General features: G+C 71.1%; 13 protein-coding genes. 1 reads left to right on the top strand and 12 read right to left on the bottom strand.

Annotation, left to right across the window (positions count from 1 at the left end; all coding sequences use genetic code 11):
• Positions 1-99: 99 nt before the first annotated feature.
• From KM427_RS05760 to KM427_RS05735, 6 genes are all read right to left on the bottom strand, one after another.
• Entirely contained in the window at positions 100-939 is an 840-nt protein-coding gene (locus tag KM427_RS05760) for a mycofactocin-coupled SDR family oxidoreductase (RefSeq protein WP_183593042.1), read from the bottom strand.
• 26 nt (positions 940-965) lie between these two features.
• A complete protein-coding gene (locus KM427_RS05755) occupies positions 966-2258 on the bottom strand; it encodes an aspartate aminotransferase family protein (RefSeq protein WP_183593041.1) in 1293 nt (430 codons plus the stop codon).
• 46 nt (positions 2259-2304) lie between these two features.
• Entirely contained in the window at positions 2305-3306 is a 1002-nt protein-coding gene (locus tag KM427_RS05750) for an ABC transporter permease (RefSeq protein WP_183593040.1), read from the bottom strand.
• A complete protein-coding gene (locus tag KM427_RS05745; protein WP_215526577.1) occupies positions 3306-4811 on the bottom strand; it encodes a sugar ABC transporter ATP-binding protein in 1506 nt (501 codons plus the stop codon). The genes KM427_RS05750 and KM427_RS05745 overlap by 1 nt, the downstream gene beginning before the upstream one ends.
• Positions 4812-4848: 37 nt before the next feature.
• Positions 4849-5913 (bottom strand): sugar ABC transporter substrate-binding protein, encoded by a 1065-nt coding sequence (locus KM427_RS05740; protein WP_183593038.1) that lies wholly within the window; start codon positions 5911-5913, stop codon positions 4849-4851.
• A 138-nt stretch (positions 5914-6051) separates the two neighbouring features.
• Complete coding sequence (locus tag KM427_RS05735) at positions 6052-7479, bottom strand: GMC family oxidoreductase (RefSeq protein WP_215526576.1); 1428 nt, start codon at positions 7477-7479, stop codon at positions 6052-6054.
• Positions 7480-7780: 301 nt separating this feature from the next.
• On the opposite strand from KM427_RS05735, the gene KM427_RS05730 reads away from it, so the two are divergent.
• A complete protein-coding gene (locus tag KM427_RS05730) occupies positions 7781-8686 on the top strand; it encodes a MurR/RpiR family transcriptional regulator (RefSeq protein WP_246390902.1) in 906 nt (301 codons plus the stop codon).
• A gap of 369 nt (positions 8687-9055) precedes the next feature.
• Here KM427_RS05730 and pruA read toward each other — a convergent pair whose 3' ends face one another.
• The 6 genes from pruA to KM427_RS05700 form a co-directional block, all read right to left on the bottom strand.
• Positions 9056-10687 (bottom strand): L-glutamate gamma-semialdehyde dehydrogenase, encoded by a 1632-nt coding sequence (gene pruA / locus KM427_RS05725; RefSeq protein ID WP_215526575.1) that lies wholly within the window; start codon positions 10685-10687, stop codon positions 9056-9058.
• Positions 10688-10689: 2 nt separating this feature from the next.
• Positions 10690-12081 (bottom strand): NAD(P)/FAD-dependent oxidoreductase, encoded by a 1392-nt coding sequence (locus KM427_RS05720; protein WP_183593034.1) that lies wholly within the window; start codon positions 12079-12081, stop codon positions 10690-10692.
• A 4-nt stretch (positions 12082-12085) separates the two neighbouring features.
• Positions 12086-13396, bottom strand: a complete 1311-nt coding sequence (locus tag KM427_RS05715) for a type I glutamate--ammonia ligase (RefSeq protein ID WP_215526574.1) — start codon at positions 13394-13396, stop codon at positions 12086-12088.
• Positions 13393-14604 carry a M20 metallopeptidase family protein gene (locus tag KM427_RS05710; protein WP_215526573.1) on the bottom strand — a complete coding sequence of 404 codons (1212 nt, stop codon included), beginning with the start codon at positions 14602-14604 and terminating at the stop codon, positions 13393-13395. Before KM427_RS05710 ends, KM427_RS05715 begins: the two co-directional genes overlap by 4 nt.
• Positions 14597-15730 carry an amidohydrolase family protein gene (locus KM427_RS05705; RefSeq protein ID WP_215526572.1) on the bottom strand — a complete coding sequence of 378 codons (1134 nt, stop codon included), beginning with the start codon at positions 15728-15730 and terminating at the stop codon, positions 14597-14599. The genes KM427_RS05710 and KM427_RS05705 overlap by 8 nt, the downstream gene beginning before the upstream one ends.
• Positions 15731-16033: 303 nt before the next feature.
• A complete protein-coding gene (locus KM427_RS05700; protein ID WP_183593030.1) occupies positions 16034-17395 on the bottom strand; it encodes an MFS transporter in 1362 nt (453 codons plus the stop codon).
• Between the last annotated feature and the right edge of the window lie 42 nt (positions 17396-17437).

Here is a 17437-nt window from a genome sequence, read left to right as displayed (position 1 = left end):
CTCGGCGCTGGCGCGAGTCCGGAGACGAACAGGTGCCCTCCACTCGAACTTCGGGTGGAGGGCACCTGTCGTGCTTCACATCGGCACGCCGGAGCCGGGTCAGCCCAGCTTCTGGGTGGAGCCGGCGTCCACCGGCAGCACCACGCTGGTCAGCGCTCGGGACTCGTCCGAGGCGAGGTAGAGCACGGCGTTGCTGATGTCCTGCGACTCGATCAGCGGAATCGGCAGCATGTGGAACGCGCGCATGGACTCGTGCAGGTCATCGACGGTCGCCTCGCCGTTCTTGTGCGGGGCGAAGAGGTCGTAGGTCGGCTGGTTCAGGACCATGTCGGTGGCCACGGTGCTCGGGTGGATCGTGTTCACCCGGATCTGGTGCGGCGCGAGCTCCGAGGCCAGCGCCCGCATCATGCCGACGAGTCCACCCTTCGCCGCCGAGTAGGCGACGGCCTGGGGGCAGCCACGCAGCGCGAGCTGGGAGGAGGTGAACATGATCGAGCCGCCCTGGCCGCGGTCGATCATCGACGGGAGCGCCGCCTGCGCGGTGTTGAAGGCGCCGGTGAGGTTCATGTCGAGAGCGAACTGCCACTCGTCCTCGGGCAGGTCGCGCGCCTCGCCCCAGGTCCAGACGCCCGCGCTGGCGACCACGGCGTCGATCTGGCCGAACCGCTCGAGCCCGGCCTGGACGGCGGCCTGCAGCTGGGACCGGTTGCGGGTGTCGGCCTGCAGCAGCACCGCCTCGCCGCCGATCTCCTTGATGAGCCGGTCGGTCTCGGCGAGATCCTCCTCGGTGCCGAGCGGGTAGGCGACCTTGTCGAGCGAGTGACAGAGGTCGATGCCGATGATCTTGGCGCCCTCACGAGCGAGCGTCAGGCAGTGCGACCGCCCCTGGCCCCGGGCGACGCCCGTGACGAAGGCGACCTTGTTGTCCATGCGACCCATCGTGTTCTCCTTACTTGTCCGGTAACTCAGAGCTCGGCGAGGCTCGCGGTCGCAGCCTCGATGGTGTAGTCGATGTCCTCGGCGGTGACGGCCGCGTTCATCCGGCGGTCACCGGTCGGGAAGCTGGGCTCGAGGACCCCGCGGCTCAGCAGTCCGGCGTGGTAGCGCGCGAACAGGTCGCCGTCGACGTCCATGGCCTCCTTGAAGTTCTTCGGGAGCTGCTCGCGGAAGTACACGACGTACTCGGAGCCGAGGCCGGCCACGCAGGCGGGCACACCGGCGGCGGCGATGGCCTCGCGCAGCCCGGCCCGGAGCCGCTCGCCCATCGCGTACAGGTGCGGGATCGTCTCGTCGTCGCCGAGCACCCGCAGGGTGGCCAGGGAGGCCGCCATCCCGTAGGGCGAGGCGTTGTAGGTGCCGTCGAGGGTCGCCTTCTTCCCGTCGTAGGCGCCCAGGTGCCCCATCAGCGACTCGATGCCCGCGATGCCGGCGACGGAGAACCCGTTGGCGATGGCCTTGCCGAACGCCGTGAGGTCGGGCGTGACGCCGATGACGCTCTGGTAGCCGCCCAGCGCGGCGCGGAACCCGGTCTTGACCTCGTCGAAGACGAGGATCGTGCCCTCGGCCGTGCACAGGTCGCGCAGCAGCTCGAGGAAGCCGGGCTCGGCCGGCACGCAGCCGTAGCTGTGCACGTAGGGCTCGGAGAAGGCGGCGGCCAGCTCGGGGCCGAACTCGGCGAACGCCGCCTTCAGCCCGGCGTGGTCGTTCCACTCGACGACCACGACGTCGGCGACCGAGCCGGGGTGCAGCCCGGCGCCGTTCGGGGTGTTGAGCGGAGCGTCGGGCGAGAAGTCGACGCGGGAGCTGCCGACGGCGAGCTGGTCGTTCCAGCCGTGGTAGCTGCCGTGGAACTTCAGCAGCTTGCGACGGCCGGTCGCCGCCCGGGCGATGTGCGCCGCGTGCATGGTGGCGTCGGTCCCGGAGCTGCAGAACGCGACCTTGTCGGCGCTGGGCATCGCGCCGCACACGATCTCCGCGACGTCGGCCTCGTAGAGCTGGGGACCGACCCCGGTGACGTCGCAGGTCCGGATCGCCCGCGACACCGCCTCGCTGACCCGCTCGTCGCAGTGGCCGAGGACGATCGGGCCCCACGCGTTGAGGTAGTCGATGTAGCGGTTGCCCTCCATGTCCCACACGTAGGAGCCGGCGGTGCGGTCGAAGACCTGGGTCCAGCCGACCCGGTGTCCCGACGAGACGCCCCGGGGCACGAACTGCTGCGCTCGGGCGATCGCCTGAGCCTGGATGTCTGACTTGTTCATCTTCCTCGTTCCCTTCAGGGTCGTCAGGGCCTGGTCTTCGACGCTCTCAACTTCGCGCGTCGGACGCGAGGGCGTTGAGGCCGACCGCGACGATCATCACCAGGCCACTGATGATGTCCCGGTAGTGCGGTGCGGCGTTCAGCAGGTTCAGCCCGTTCTGGACGAGGGCGAGCAGCAGCACTCCGACCGCGGTGCGCCAGATGGCGCCCTGCCCGCCCTTGATGCTGGTGCCGCCGACGATCACGGCCGCGATGGCGCCGAGTGCGAGCCCGCTCGCACCGGACGCGTCGGCCTGGCCGACGCCCGACTTGGTCACCTCGGCGAGGCCTGCCAGCGCCGCACACACGCCGCTGACGACGAACGTCGTGACGATGACCGCTCCGACCCGGACGCCCGAGACGCGGGCGGCCCTGGGGTTGGCGCCGACGGCGTAGACGTAGCGGCCGTAGGCCGTGCTGCGGAGCAGGAAGGTCAGGGCGATGCCGACCACGATCATGATCACCACCGGCGACGGGATGCCGGCCACCGCGGTCGTGCCGATCGTGGTGAAGCCCGCGACGTCGGAGGCGTTGATCAGGAAGCCGCCGCTGATGCCCACCGAGAAGCCCGAGATGATGACGCCGGTGGCCAGCGTGACCAGGAACGGGTGGGCTCGGAGCAGCCGGGACGCCAGTCCGTTCGCGCAGCCGAACGCCGCGCCGGCGAGGACGACCAGGGCGAGGGCGGCCGGGGTCCCGACGTGCAGGGCCAGCCAGGCGCTGGCCACGCCCGTGAACGCGTAGATCGCGCCGACCGAGAGGTCGAACCCGCCCGCGATGATGACCAGCGTCGCACCGAACGCCGTGATCGCGACGTAGGCGTTCTGGTTGAGGATGTTCATGAAGTTGTCGACGCTGAGGAAGTTGGGGCTGGCGATCGACAGCGACACGACGAGCGCGAGCACCGCCGCCACCAGGCCGAAGTCGCGGATCACGGCGGAGAGCGCGATCTGCCGCCGCGGGGCGACCGCGGCCTCGGTGGAGTTCAGGTCCAGCTCTTGCACCGACATCACGCGGCTCCTTCGACTACGCCGAGAGCGATACTCATGATCGAGTGGACCGAGAGGTGCTCCTGCTCCACCGTGTCCACGATGTGTCCACGCCTCATGACGTGGACGCGGTGTGCCAGCCCGACGAGCTCTTCGCTGTCGGACGACACGATGACGCACGCGACCCCGCTCGCGGAGAGCTCCGCGATGAGCCGGTAGATGGCGACCTTGGCGCCGATGTCGACCCCGCGGGTCGGCTCGTCCAGCAGCAGCACGCGCGGCGTCTCCGTCATCCAGCGGCCGAAGAGGATCTTCTGCTGGTTCCCGCCCGAGAGGTTGCCGACGCGGCCGCGTGGGTCGAGAGGGCGCACCTCGAGCCGGGTGAGCAGCGAGGTGACCATCGGGGTCTCCAGGCTGGCCCGCGGGACGCCGGCGAAGCACAGCCGCCGGAGGTGGGTGAGCGTCAGGTTGACCTTCTGGGAGAGGCCGAGCAGCAGCCCCTCGTCGGCGCGGTCCTCCGGGATCAGGCCGATCCCGCGGGCGATCGCCGCCTGGACCGAGCCGGACCGGACCGGCTCCCCGCCCACCGTGACCGTGCCCTGGTGGCGACGGTCGACCCCGAAGATCGCCCGCAGCACCTCGGACCGGCCGCTGCCGACCAGGCCACCGAGTCCGACGACCTCGCCCGGCCAGACCCGGAAGGAGATGTCGTCGACGGCCTCCGTGCTGAGGCCGTCGACGACGAGCACCGGATCGGCCGACCGGTCGACGGCACTCCGGTCGGGGAACACCGCCCCGACCGGGCGACCGAGCATCGCCTCGACGAGGGCCGGCACCGTGAGCCGGTCACGGTCCGGGCAGGCGACGCGCCGGCCGTTGCGCAGCACGGTGACGTCGTCGGCGATCTCGAGCACCTCCTCGAGGAAGTGCGAGACGTAGACGACCGCCACCCCCTCACGACACAGCCCGCGTACGACGTCGTGGAGGACCTCCGTCTCGCGGACGCCGAGGGACGACGTGGGCTCGTCCATGACGATGACCCGTGCCTCCCGGGCGACGGCCCGCATGATCTCGATCTTCTGCTGGTCGGCGATCGACAGCGTGCTGACCAGGGCCTGGGGGTCGAGCGCGAACGGCAGCCGCGCCGCGAGCCGCTCGAAGCGCTCGCGGAGCCGGCGTCGGCTCACCACCCCGACGCTCGGCTGCTCCTGACCGAGGAACACGTTCTGCTCCACGGTGAGCGTGGCCACCAGGGTCGGCTCCTGCTGGATGACGACCAGCCCGCGTGCGAGTGCCTCCCGGGGCGAGCCCTGGTGCACCGACCGGCCGTCGACCTTGAGGGTCCCGGTGCTGTGCGGCACCTCGCCCCCGATGATCCGCCCGAGGGTGGACTTGCCCGCGCCGTTCTCCCCGACCAGGGCGTGCACGCGCCCGCGCCGGATCTCGACCGAGACGTCGTCGAGCACCCGGTTGGCCCCGTAGGTCTTGCCGATGCCGTCCAGCTCGACGATGACGTCGCCGCTCACAGCTTCTCCTCGATGTCCGATGGCGGATGCCCGGCGACTACTGGGTGCTGTACTGGCCGACGAAGTCGGGGTTCTCGGCCAGCGACTTCTCGCTGGCCATCACGCCGATGGGGCTCAGGCTGTTCTGCACGATGCTGCGCTCGTCGTCGGACGGCTCCTCGCCGCGGGCCGCGGCGATCGTCAGCTCGGTGACCTTGGCGGCCATGTCCTTCGGCACGAGGGCGAGCGACTCGAACCACCGGCCGGCGCGGATCGCCTCCACCCCGTCGGTGGTGGCGCCGTAGCCGATGATGGTGACCGACCCGGCCTTGTTGCCGAGGGTGCGCCCGCTCTCGGTGACGGCCCGCGCCGCTCCACCGGCCATCTGGTCGCCGACGGTCACGAACAGGTTGATGTCCGGGTTGGCCTGGAGCATGTCGGTGGCGAGGTTGAACCCGTCGACCTCGAGGTAGTTCGCGTCGCCCTCGGCGACCAGCTTGTTGGCCGGGTCGAGGTCGTCCTTGAACGCCGGGACCTTGACCGCGTCGGTGGGCAGCTTCCGCGAGCCCCACAGCATGGCGACCTGGCAGCCCTCGTAGACCTCGCAGGCCCGGTTGGCGGAGTCGGCGATCGACTCGGCGCCGAAGACGACGTCCTCGATGACCTGGGTGGTGAGGCCGTCGAGCTGGAGGTCCACACTCGCGGGGTCCTTGCCGATGGGGTACTCCAGGGACGAGACCTTGATGCCCGCGTCGATCGCCTGCTGCGCGAAGGGCAGGATGCTCGCGGAGTCGTTCGGCATGATGATGAAGGCGTCGTAGTTGCCCGAGGTGATCGCGTCCTGGACCTGGCGGGACTGGACGGAGGCGTCGAACTTGCCGTCGAAGAACTGCACCTTCGCGTCCATGCCCTGGGCCGTCTCCTCGGCCTGCTTGAACATCGACTGGGTGTAGGTGTTGTTGGCGGCGAGGCCGAAGAAGGCGATGTCGACGGTGCCGCTGACGGGGTCGGCCGCGGCCGCGCTGCCACCGCTCTTCTCGGTCGAGGAGCAGGCGGTGGCGGTCGCGAGGACGGCGGTCAGGGCCAGGGCGCTGACGCCGCGCGCGAGGGTGCTGCGGTTCATGGGTGGTCTCCATCTGAGGTGTACGAAGGATGTGTCGGGGTGCCGCGGGCGCTGGGGCGTCGCGGTGGGACGCCCGGCGAGGGCGGTCGTGTGTTCGTCCGAGACAGTCGGCTCCGGTCGGGCCTGTGGGCCCGCTCCTCAGCCGGACAGCTGATCTGCGACGTGTCGTGCGAGTCGCTTCGCCACCATCACGGTGGGCAGGTGGGTGTTGGCGGCCGGGATGTCGGGGAGCACGGAGGCGTCGATGACGCTGACGCCGTCGTACCCGATGACGCTGCCGTGCAGGTCCACGACGGCGCCGTCGTCGGCGGGGTCGCCCATGCGGCAGGTCCCCACGGGGTGGAGGTAGTTGCCGAGGCGGCCCTCGAGCCAGGTGTCGACGAACTCCTCGGACCGCAGTCGGTCGAAGGTGGCGCCGGTCCCGGCCTCGACGCGCTCGACGGTCTTCTCGAAGGCGGGCGTGGCGAGCACCTCTCCGAGGATCTGCAGGCCGGCGAGGAAGGCCTGCTTGTCGTCGTCGGTGCTGATCAGGTCCAGGTCGATCGCGAGCCGGCCGGTCGCGTCGTCGAGTCCGAGGCCGCCGCTCGACGTCGCGGTCATCAGCGACATCACGAGGACGCCGGCCGCGCCCTCCGGCGCCCCGGCCAGGCTGCCGTGCATGGGCAGCAGGTGGATGTCGCTGGGCGTGCGACCGGACGAGGTGCGCAGCACCGAGCCGATGGTCGGGATCGAGCGGTCCTCGGCGGGCGCGTCCGCGTGCAGCACGAGGTCGACGCGGATGGCGGCGTGGTCCTTCAGGTTGCGGCCCAGGCCGGGCCGGGAGATGCCGGAGCGCATCAGGATCTCCGGGCTCCCGAACGCGCCCGCGCACAGCACCACGTGGTCGGCGTCGATCCGCGAGCCGTCCGAGAGCCGGACGCCGGTCACCTGCGGGCCACGGCACTCGAGCGCGACCACCGTGGCGTCGTCGCGGACCGTGACGCGTCCGTCGGCCCGGGCGCCGTCGAGGAACTGCTCCGCGCTCGAGCTGCGGCCGGCGTCGTCGGCGGTCAGCCAGAGGCGACCGGCGCCGTCCTGCTCGTCGAAGCGGAGATCGACGTCGTCGGGGATGCCGAGGTCGGCGGCGGCGTCGCGCAGGGCGCGGTCGACCACGGTGAGCTCGTCCTCGCGGACCTGGCGCAGCGTGGGGAACAGCTCCGCGAAGGTCGGGGCGACGTCGTCCCAGCCCCAGCCGGTGCAGCCGTACCGGTCCCGCCAGCGGTCGTAGTCCGCGGCGATGCCCGGGAGGCCGATCATCGCGTTGACCGCGCCCGACCCGCCGATGCCACGACCGCGCAGGTAGTCACGGGGCGCCTCGCCCCGACGGAACGACGCGACGACTCCGCTCCAGAACGCCGCGGGCTCGTCGAGGGCGTCCATGTACGCGATCGATCGGAGCCGGGCCGGACGGCTCTCCGGCGTCCGGTCGCTGCCGGCCTCGACGAGGAGCACCTCGCAGCCACCACCGAGCTCGGCGGCGACGACGCACCCGGCAGACCCGGCACCGACGACTACTACCCGCTTCATCAGACCCCTCCGCTCCATGACGACCCTGTGACGTCGATCTCGCTATCGTGGAGATCACGAGGAAGTTACATTCATTTCAGGTCGTCTGCCAAGAGGCTTGACTGAAATATTTCGATCGAATCTGCTTCTCCCCTGCCCCCACCCCGTCGCGGCGCGCGATTCTCGCTCGATCACGGTCGCGGACGGGCGAGAGATCGCTCTTGGGCCCCGCGCGAGCGTTCTGAACTATCTGTTTCAGGCCAGCCCTGATCTCGGATTCCGCAAGATCGATGTCACTTCCTGTTACGATGCGCGAGTGACGATGCCGGACGCTGACACCACCCCGGCCGGCGGCGACGCAGACGGCCCTCCGGCCTCGGTCCGCCGGGCCGTGCAACAGTCGATGGAGCGGCTCAGCAACAGCGAGCGGAAGGTGGCGCGCGCCCTGCTGGCCGGCTACCCCGGCTCCGGTCTCACCACCGTCGCCGACCTGGCCGCCGCGGCCGGCGTCAGCCCGCCTACGGTGATCCGGTTCACCGCCCGGCTCGGGTACGACGGCTACCCCCAGCTGCAGCGCGCGATCGTGCACGAGGTCAACGAGGGCATGGGCTCGCCGCTGGCGCAGTACGGCGACACCCGCCGGTCCGAGGGCGAGGAGGTCCTCGACCACGCGGTGCGGACCATCCAGTCGAGCCTCGAGCGCTCGTTCTCCGAGCTGTCCAGCTGGGACTTCAAGCGCGTCGTCCGACTGCTCAGCGACGAGTCCCGTGAGATCCGGGTCGTGGGCGGCCGCTTCAGCCGCCTGCTGGCCGACTACCTCTCCTCCCACCTGCACCTCCTGCGCGGCCGGGTGCAGCTGATGAGCGAGCCCGGGCTCGAGCGCCTGGCCGCGATCGCGGACGCCGGCCCGAGCACCCTCCTGGTGGTGTTCGACTACCGCCGCTACGACGAGGCGGTCGGGCAGTTCGCCGTCGACATGAAGTCGCGGGGGTCGAGCGTCGTGCTGCTGACCGACAACTGGCTCTCGCCCGTCGCGAAGATCGCCGACGTCGTGCTCACCAGCCGGGTCGAGGCACCCTCCCCGTTCGACTCACTCGTCCCCGCGATGGCCCTCACCGAGGCGCTGATCGCGGCCCTCACCGATGCCGTCGGCGACCGGGGCCGCGAGCGACTCGAGCGGCTGGAGGCCTTCGACCCCCAGGCCCGGCACCTCGAGGACCAGGCCTGACCCTGGAACCACCGGTACCGCACGGCGGGGTGGTTTCGAGGTTCGGGCCTGGCGGCCCTCACACCTCAACCACCGGGCTCACGCCGGTTGAGGTGCGAAGGCGCTCAGCGCCTGAGCCTCGAAACCCGGCGAGTCTGGAGGCTCACGCTGGTTGAGGTGCGAAGGCGCTCTGCGCCTGAGCCTCGAAACCCGGCGAGCCTGGAGGCTCACGCTGGTTGAGGTGCGAAGGCGCTCTGCGCCTGAGCCTCGAAACCCGGCGAGTCTGGAGGCAGCCGGGACCACGGCCGCCGGCTGATGCGCTCGCCGGGCACTGTCGCGGCCAGCAGGCGTCGCAGACCGTGCCGCCCGGGCGGCGTCCCGGCGGACCCATCACAGACCCTGATGCGGGTGGCGGTGCTCACGCGGCGGGTCGAGGTTCTCCTTGATCGCGCGCACGGACGTCCAGCGACGGAGGTTGTCGGGGGCGCCGGCCTTGTCGTTGGTCCCGGAGGCGCGGGCACCGCCGAACGGCTGCTGCCCCACGACGGCGCCGGTCGGCTTGTCGTTGAGGTAGAAGTTGCCCGCCGCGTTGCGCAGCAGGACGGTGCCGCGGTGCAGCGCGACGCGATCGGTCGCGAAGACGGCGCCGGTGAGGGCGTACGTGCTGGTGTCGGCGATGTGCGTGGCCATCGCCTCGAACTCGTCGTCCTCGTAGACGTGCACGGCCAGGATCGGGCCGAAGTACTCCGTGTCGAACATCGCGTGCTCCGGGGTGTCGATCTCGACGATCGTGGGCCGGACGAACCAGCCGTCGGCGTCGTCGTACGTCCCACCGGCGAGCACCGTGCACGCGTCGTCGGCGTGTGCGGCGTCGATCGCGGCGGCGTGCTTGCGGTAGGCCCGCTCGTCGATGACCGCGCCCATGAAGTGGGAGGGGTCGGTGACGTCGCCCATCGTCAGGGACTCGACGGCGCTGCAGAGGTCGTCGCGGATCGCGCTCCACAGCGACCTGGGCAGGTAGGCCCGCGAGGCGGCCGAGCACTTCTGCCCCTGGTACTCGAAGGCCCCGCGGATCAGGGCGGTGCGCAGCGCCACCGGGTCCGCCGAGGGGTGCGCGAGGACGAACCCCTTGCCCCCGGTCTCGCCGACGATGCGGGGGTAGGCCGCGTAGCGGCCGAGGCCGCCGGCGACCTCCGCCCAGAGGTGGCGGAACGTGGCCGTCGATCCGGTGAAGTGGATGCCGGCGAGAGCACGGTGCCGGAGCGCGACGTCGCTGACCAGCCGGCCGTCGCCGGGGAGCATGTTGATGACGCCGGGCGGCAGCCCGGCCTCCTGGAGCAGCCGCATCGTGTGGTGTGCGGCGAGCTGCTGGGTGGGCGACGGCTTCCACAGCACGGTGTTGCCCATCAGCGCCGGCGCGGTGGGGAGGTTCCCGGCGATGGCGGTGAAGTTGAACGGCGTGATCGCGTACACGAAGCCCTCGAGAGGCCGGTACTCGAGCCGGTTCCAGGTCAGCGGCGAGTTGGCTGCCGGCTGGCCCGCGATGATCTCGCGGCCGAAGGCGACGTTGAACCGCCAGAAGTCGGCGAGCTCGCAGGCGGCGTCGATCTCGGCCTGCGCCACGGTCTTGGACTGCCCGAGCATCGTCGCGGCGTTCAGGGTGTCGCGCCACCGGCCGGACAGCAGGTCCGCGGCACGCAGGAAGACGGCGGCGCGCTCGTCGTAGGGCAGGGCGGCCCACCCGTCGGCCGCGGCGGCCGCGGCCGCGATGGCGCGCTCCGTCTGCTCCTCGGTCGCGTGGCGTGAGGTGCCGAGCACCGAACTGGTGCGGTGCGGCTCCCGGACCTCGAAGGGCACGCCGGTCCCGGCGTCCCACTCAGCGCCGATGACGGCGGGTAGGTCGAGGGGTGTGGCCCGCTGGGCATCGGCCTCGCGGAGGACGGCCGCCAGCTCCGGGCTCCCGGCGGCGTAGGTGTGGACCGGCTCGTTGACCGGGGTGGGCACGTTGGTGATGGCGTTCATGGTCAGGCCTTGTCCTCCAGGCCCGACGGCGCGAGCGCGCTCAGCGCCGTCGAGATCCGCCCCGGCTCGATGCCCAGGGCCTCGGCACGCTCCTTGCGGACGATCGCCTCGCGGACCAGGTGCGCTCCGACGTACCGGATCGGGTCCGGTGGGAAGTGCTTCGCGGGGGCGGACACCAGGCCGGCGTTGCTCCACTCGTCGTCGCGCCCGAGCACCATCGAGGCGAGCATCTTGCCGCCGACGACGCTGGGTCCGACGCCGTTGCCCGACCAGCCGACGCCGACGGCGATCGTCTTCTCCCGGTTGAGCCAGTCGATGATCGGGAGACTGTTGTAGGTGCGGTCGATCGGCCCGGCCCAGTCGTGGGTGATCGGCGCCTGCCGCAGCATCGGGTAGTAGCGGTGGAAGTCGCGGGTGACCATCCCGGCGCGGCCGGAGTGCCGCTCCATGGCCGGCGGCAGGTAGCCGCCGATGCCAATGGCCCAGCCGCCCTTGCCGAACACGACCCGGCCCGACTCGGTCGTCCGGTAGTAGCAGACGAGCGTCTGGGAGTCGGTGATCGCGGGGCCCTCGCGCCAGCCGATCTCGTCGAGCTCGTCCGGGATCGGCGCGGTCGCCACGATGTCGCTGGAGATCACGAACAGGCGCGTGTGCAGCTCGCGCAGGCCGGCGGCCCACGCATTGGTGGCCACCACGACCTTCTCGGCCGTGACGCTGCCCTGATCGGTGCGCACCACGGGCCGGCCGCGACGGCCGAGCTTCCGGACCTTGGTGTTCTCGTGGATCGTGACACCGAGCTCGAGCGCGCGCTCCCGCATCGCCCGCACCAGGTGACCCGGGTGCACGATCGCGCCCGAGGCCTCCAGTACGCCGGAGAGATGCGTCGGGCTGCCCGACTGCCGGGCGACCTCGGCCGGTGTCAGCGGCCGGAACGCACCGGGCTGGGCGTCGTCCGCCAGCCGGACGACGTCTCGCCAGGAGTCGTCGTGCGCCGGCGCGGTGGCGGTCCAGAGCCAGCCGCTGCGCCGGAACTCGGCCTCGGGTGCGTGGGCGCGGCAGAAGTCGCCGATCTCGTCGATGGCGTCCTCGGAGGCGCGGGCCAGGCGGAGCGCCTCCTCCTTGCCGAACAGCGCGACGAGCGAGGAGAACTTGGGCCACCAGGACAGCACGAAGCCGCCGTTGCGGCCGGAGGCGCCGCCGCCGCAGACGTCGGCCTCGAGGACGGTCACGTCGACGCCGGGGTCCACGGCCTTGATCCGCAGTGCGGTCCACAGCCCGACGTACCCGCCGCCGATGATGGCGATGTCGGTCGTGCGGTTGCCGACGAGGCGGTCGGTGGCGGGGCCGGTGCCGGCCTCCTGCAGCCACAGCGACCGGTGCTTGGCAGTGGGCATGTCGTCAGTACCTCCAACGGAGCAGGTCGATGCGCTCTTCGAGACCACGAGCGCCGTAGGTGTCGTCCTCGTAGCGATGCACGCCCACGAACGAGTCGATGAGCTCGTCGCCGAGCGCCTTGCGGAGCACGGCGTTGGACTCGAGGCGGTCGAGGCTCTCGGCGAGGGAGCCGGGCAGCCGGCCGACGCCGAGCCGGGTGCACTCGTCGTCGGTCAGGGAGGCGGGGTCGGTGTCGATCGGGTCGAGGATCGGCGCCCCGCTGGAGATCGCGTCCTGCGTCGTCGCCATCACGGCGGCGACGACGAGGTAGGGGTTGGCGGCCGGCTCGATGACCTTGACCTCGCAGTTGGCGGCGGACTGGCCGTGCCCGACGGTGCCCTTGATGAACCGGATTCCGGCCTCCCGGTTCTCCGGTCCCCAGCACACCCAGGCGCCGCTCCACATGCCGGGCAGGAGGCGGTCGGTGCTCAGGACGCTGGGCGCGAACAACGCGACGGTGTCCGGCAGGGTCCGAGCGAGCGCGGAGACCATGGCCAGGCCCGCCTCGGTCATGCCGCAGGTGCGGTCCCCGTCGGTGAACACGTTGCTGCCCTGGTGCATCGCCGACACGTGCAGGTGCGCGCCGTTGCCGATGCCGCTGGCCGCCGTGATCGGGGCGAACGACGCGCGCAGGCCGTGTCGCAGCGCGGTTCGGGACGCCACGATCCGGGTGAAGACCGAGTTGTCGGCGGCGGTGACCGGGTCGGTCGGCCCGATCGAGACCTCCACCTGCCCCTGGCCGTACTCGGGATGGATCTGCTCGACCTCGATGCCGGCGTCCGCCAGAGCGTCGGCAAGCTCGAGGATGAACGGCTCGAGCTGGAGGAACGGCGTCAGCCCGTAGCCGGGGCCGCGGTGCGCCAGCACCGCCTCGTCTCCCCCGTCTCCCTCGAAGAGGGTGAACTCGAACTCGAAGGCCATCTTGTACTCGTAGCCACGAGCGGCCGCGTCGTCCTGGAGTCGCTGCGCCGCCGAACGCGGACAGGTCGCCATCGGCTCGAGGCTCTGGTCGAGCTGGTTCACGGGCGCCCAGTCGAGCGTCGGGGAGATCCGCCGGCGCGCGGCCAGGTCGGGGACCAGCCGCATGTCGCCGACGGCCATGTCCGGCCGGAGCGGGATCACGTGGTCGTCGACGCACATGCCGGCGAAGGCGGGCGAGAGCCCCATGCCCTTGCGCGCGATGCTGTCGACCCGCGCGGGGGGCACCATCTTGGCCCGGGTCACGCCGGCGTTGTCGACGATGGTGACGAGGAGGTTGCTGGACGGTGGGTTCACGACATGCTCCATTCGGCGAGAGACCCCGATGAACGCTGGCTCAACACGTGCTCGGCGGCGACGAAACCGGCGAGCAGGACCCGCGCGACGTCCTCGATGGCCTCGTCGGGTGGGAGGAACTTGGGGCTGTGGAGCCCCGGGGAGGTCGGGGAGCCGTCGCCGGTGCCGACGAAGGCCATGACCGAGGGCAGAACGTCGCTGTAGTAGGCGAAGTCGTCGGCGCCGCACGAGCGGAGGTCCTGGCCGACGGTGAGCCGGTGGCCCTCGAGCAGCGGCCGCATGACCTCGACGATCGCGGGATCGTTGGTCAGCACCGGCTCCCCGCGGGTGATGGCGAAGCTCGCCGTACAGCCGTAGCCGGCGGCGACGTTCTGCGAGATCGACTCGACATCGCGCTCGACCTGCACCCGATGGCCGGAGTCGAAGGTCCGGATGGTGCCGAGGATGCGCACGTCGTTCGGGATGACGTTCGCCGACTGTCCGCCCTGGATCAGGCCGATGGAGACGACGGCGGGCTGCATCGGGTCGGTACGCCGGGAGACGATCTGCTGCAGTGCGGTGATCATCGCGGCCGCGGCGAGCACCGAGTCCTCGACCGTGTGGGGGTAGGCCGCGTGGCCGCCCACGCCGGAGATGACGATCTCGAACTCGTCGGACGCCGCGTTGACCGGGCCCGATGCCGCCGAGGTGGTCCCGTGCGCGATGCGGGGCTGCAGGTGCGCGCCGATCACGGCGCCGATCTCCGCGGTCCGCCACTCCTCGGCGGCCAGCATGTCGACCGCGCCGCAGGGGTAGGTCTCCTCGCGCGGTTGGAGCAGGGCGACGACCGGTACGTCGGGCATGGTGGTGCGGATCGACCAGACCGCGGCGTACAGCGCGGCCATGTGGACGTCGTGACCGCACGCATGCATCGCGCCGTTCGCGGACGCCCACGGCACGCCGGTGGCCTCGGTGATCGGGAGCGCGTCGAGCTCGGCGCGCAGCGCCACCGCCTGGCCGCCGCGCGGGCCGAACCGGAGGATGCGGCCGTCGGCGATCGACGGCTGCTGCGGCATGCCGAGGCGCTGGGCCAACAGCTCGGCGATCTCGTCCTCCTTGCCGCCGACGCGCGGGTCCCGATGGATCACGTGCCGCAGCTCGACGGCGCTCGGGAGGATGGTCTCGAGGGCCGCGTCGAACAGGTGGTGGCGGGAGCGGATGTCAGACATCGGCGTAGACGTTCTGGGCGTTGCCGGAGGCGATCAGGTCGAGGTAGCGGACGGCGTCGCCGGCGCCCATCTCGTCGGCGTCGACCCACGCGGAGAAGATCCGGGTCACGGCGCGGCGCCAGAGCAGCGAGCCGCACAGGTAGAGCTCGGGGAGTCCGTAGGCATCGGTCGAGAAGAGGACCTTGTTGAACGGCGCGAGCTCGAGGGACTCGCGGACCACCTGCGCCGAGCCGAAGCCGGTGTAGTTCACCGCCGCCCCCGTGTCGAGGTAGACGTGCGGATAGACCTGGGCGAGGAAGGCCGCCTCCCGCTGGAACGGGTAGCAGTGCAGCAGTGTGATCGCCGTTCCGGTGCCGACGGTGCGCCGGATGAACTCCGTCATCCGCGAGGGGTCGCAGCGGTACAGGTCGATGTCGGAGTCGCCGTAGCCGACGTGGAACTGGAGCGGCCGCCGGCGATCGACGGCCTCCCACAGCAGGTGCCGGATGATCGTCTCGTCGGTGAGGCGGACCCGCGCGCCGTCCGTACGGCGAGCGACTACGGCGTCCGCCGCGCGGCGGACGTCGGCGAGGCCGGGCCGGGCCGGGTCGAAGTCGAGGCCGTGCCGGTAGGCGACGACCGACTTGAAGCCGACGGCGACCGCGGCGGACTCGTCGAGGCGGTCGGTGAGCCGGGTGACGAACTCGTCCCCGCCGCCGACCTGCTCGAGCAGGCGCTCGGCGATCACCTCGAGCCGGTGCACCTCGCGGTGGGCGGCGCCCGTCGCCGCTCCGATCTCCGCGGCGCCGAGCAGCTCGGAGCCGCCGACGCCGGTCTCGATGATGTAGGTGTCGATGCCGGTCGCCCCGAGCAGCCGCCGGTTGACCTCCTCGGGACCGAGCTCCGACCGACGGGCGACGTACGCCGCACCGGAGCTGTGCTTGGGCAGGTCGAGGAGGGGTGCGCACAGGGCGCGCACGGCCACCCCGAACGGCGTGTCGAAGTTCGACCCGCCGAACGGCGAGGGCCAGGAGGACTCGGTGGCGAAGCCCTCGAACCCGGCCAGGTCCAGGTCGGCCGACACCACGCCGTGGCAGTGATGGTCGACGAGACCGAGGCCGTCGACGTACGCGGCGATGTCGCTCATGAACTGAATCCTCACTCTGCCGACTTCAGGGGTCTCACACCGTCTTGTACTTTTTGTTACAGGATGGCTGGACAAAAGTAGTGGCGTAACGAGTGATTCGCAAGGGCCGCGCCGGATGGGTCCTCCGAGCTTCGCCATCACTCCTGCGACAGCGCCACGTATCGCCGGTGCCGAGAGTCGCCACTCGCCGTAACACGTATTCCAGTTTGCGATTGACTCATATGGCTGTAACGGTTAGCACATGACGCCACGGTCTGCGGACGGGATCCGTCCGCAGCCGGCCGGTGGCTCGTCCTTGACCGATCAGTGAGCGGGGCCGGTCGGCGGGCCGGCCACCGGCTCGTCGGTGTCGATGAGGGAGGGCGGCCCCATCGCGATCCCCTCCTCGGCGTCCGGGGCCGAGGCCCGGGCGTCGGCCAGCACGTCGGCGGGGACGTGCTGCTCGAGGAAGCGCCGCGCCAGCTGGGTGGAGGGATGGATGGCGATCGTGGCCACCACGATGATGCCGGCGATCACCAGCCAGCCCGCTGCTCCCCAGCTCATCGCGAGGAAGGTGTAGAGCGCCGGGGCCCACACCCGGCCGAGGGTGCCGCTCAGCTCGGAGGCCCCCTGGTAGGCCCCGCGTTGGCGCGGGTCCATCAGCTCGGCCTCGAACGCCCAGCTCGCGGCCGAGAGGTAGAGCTCGGCGCCGGTGACCGTGACGTGTCCCAGCCACACCAGTGCGATCGTCGTCCAGCCGACGGTGTCGTGGGTGGCCAGCGTGATCAGGCACGAGACCACGAAGAACGTGGACGAGATCCGGACCGCCTTCAGTGCGGTCGGCACGTCCTCGACGCCACGCGCCGCCGCCATCGGCAGGAAGATGCACATCACCGTGTTGGTGCCGAACAGGAACGCCAGCAGCACGTGCGGGGCGTCGGTCTCCTCCACCAGCCACAGCGGGATCACGATGTTGAGCAGCACCTGGTTGGTCCAGAACACGCCGGTGAAGAAGGTCGTGAGCAGCCACCCCGGGTTGCGCAGCGGCCCCGGCCCGGGGATCTTGACCTTCCGCTCCTCGGGCGTGCGCTCGTCGTGCGACGCCTTCGGCAGCCTGCTGATCGCGGTCGCGTTGACCAGGAAGACCGCCGCGGTGAACCACGGCACCGCCCTGAGCAGGTCGTCGGAGTGGAAGGCCAGCGCGATGCCGCCCACCAGCGAGCCGAGGGTGAACCCCACGTTGAGCGCGGAGTACATATAGGCGCGCGACCTCACCCGCTCGTCGGCCGGCAGCACGTCGATGGTGTACGCGCCGTGCGCGGCGCCGCCGAGGGCACCGATGACCTCCATGCCGACGGCCATCAGGAGGTACCCCTGGAAGTCGGTGATGAACGGCCACACAGCGAACATCGCGGCCTGCCCGGTCGCGCTGACCGCCCACATCTTCTTCGGCCCGAAGCGGTCGACCAGCTTGCCCATCGGCAGCGCGGCCAGGAAGGCGGCGATGCCCGCGAGGGTCAGGCCGAGGCCCACCTGCGCCGCCGAGAGGCCCACGATCTGGGTGAAGAACACCGCCGACCCGGTCATGAAGGTGCCCTCGCCGAGCGCGAAGAGGAGCGACTGGACGGCGAGCCGGCCCGCCAGCGGAGACGGTGGGCGTGCGTGGCGCAGGATCGCAACGGACATCACCGAAGACTCTGCCCCGCCACCCGACCGATGTCGTGCGAT

It is taken from the genome of Nocardioides sp. LMS-CY (assembly GCF_018732145.1).
Classification (GTDB): domain Bacteria; phylum Actinomycetota; class Actinomycetes; order Propionibacteriales; family Nocardioidaceae; genus Nocardioides; species Nocardioides soli.
The sequence above is the reverse complement of the archived record's forward strand: the minus strand, read 5'-3'. Positions and strand labels throughout refer to the sequence as shown.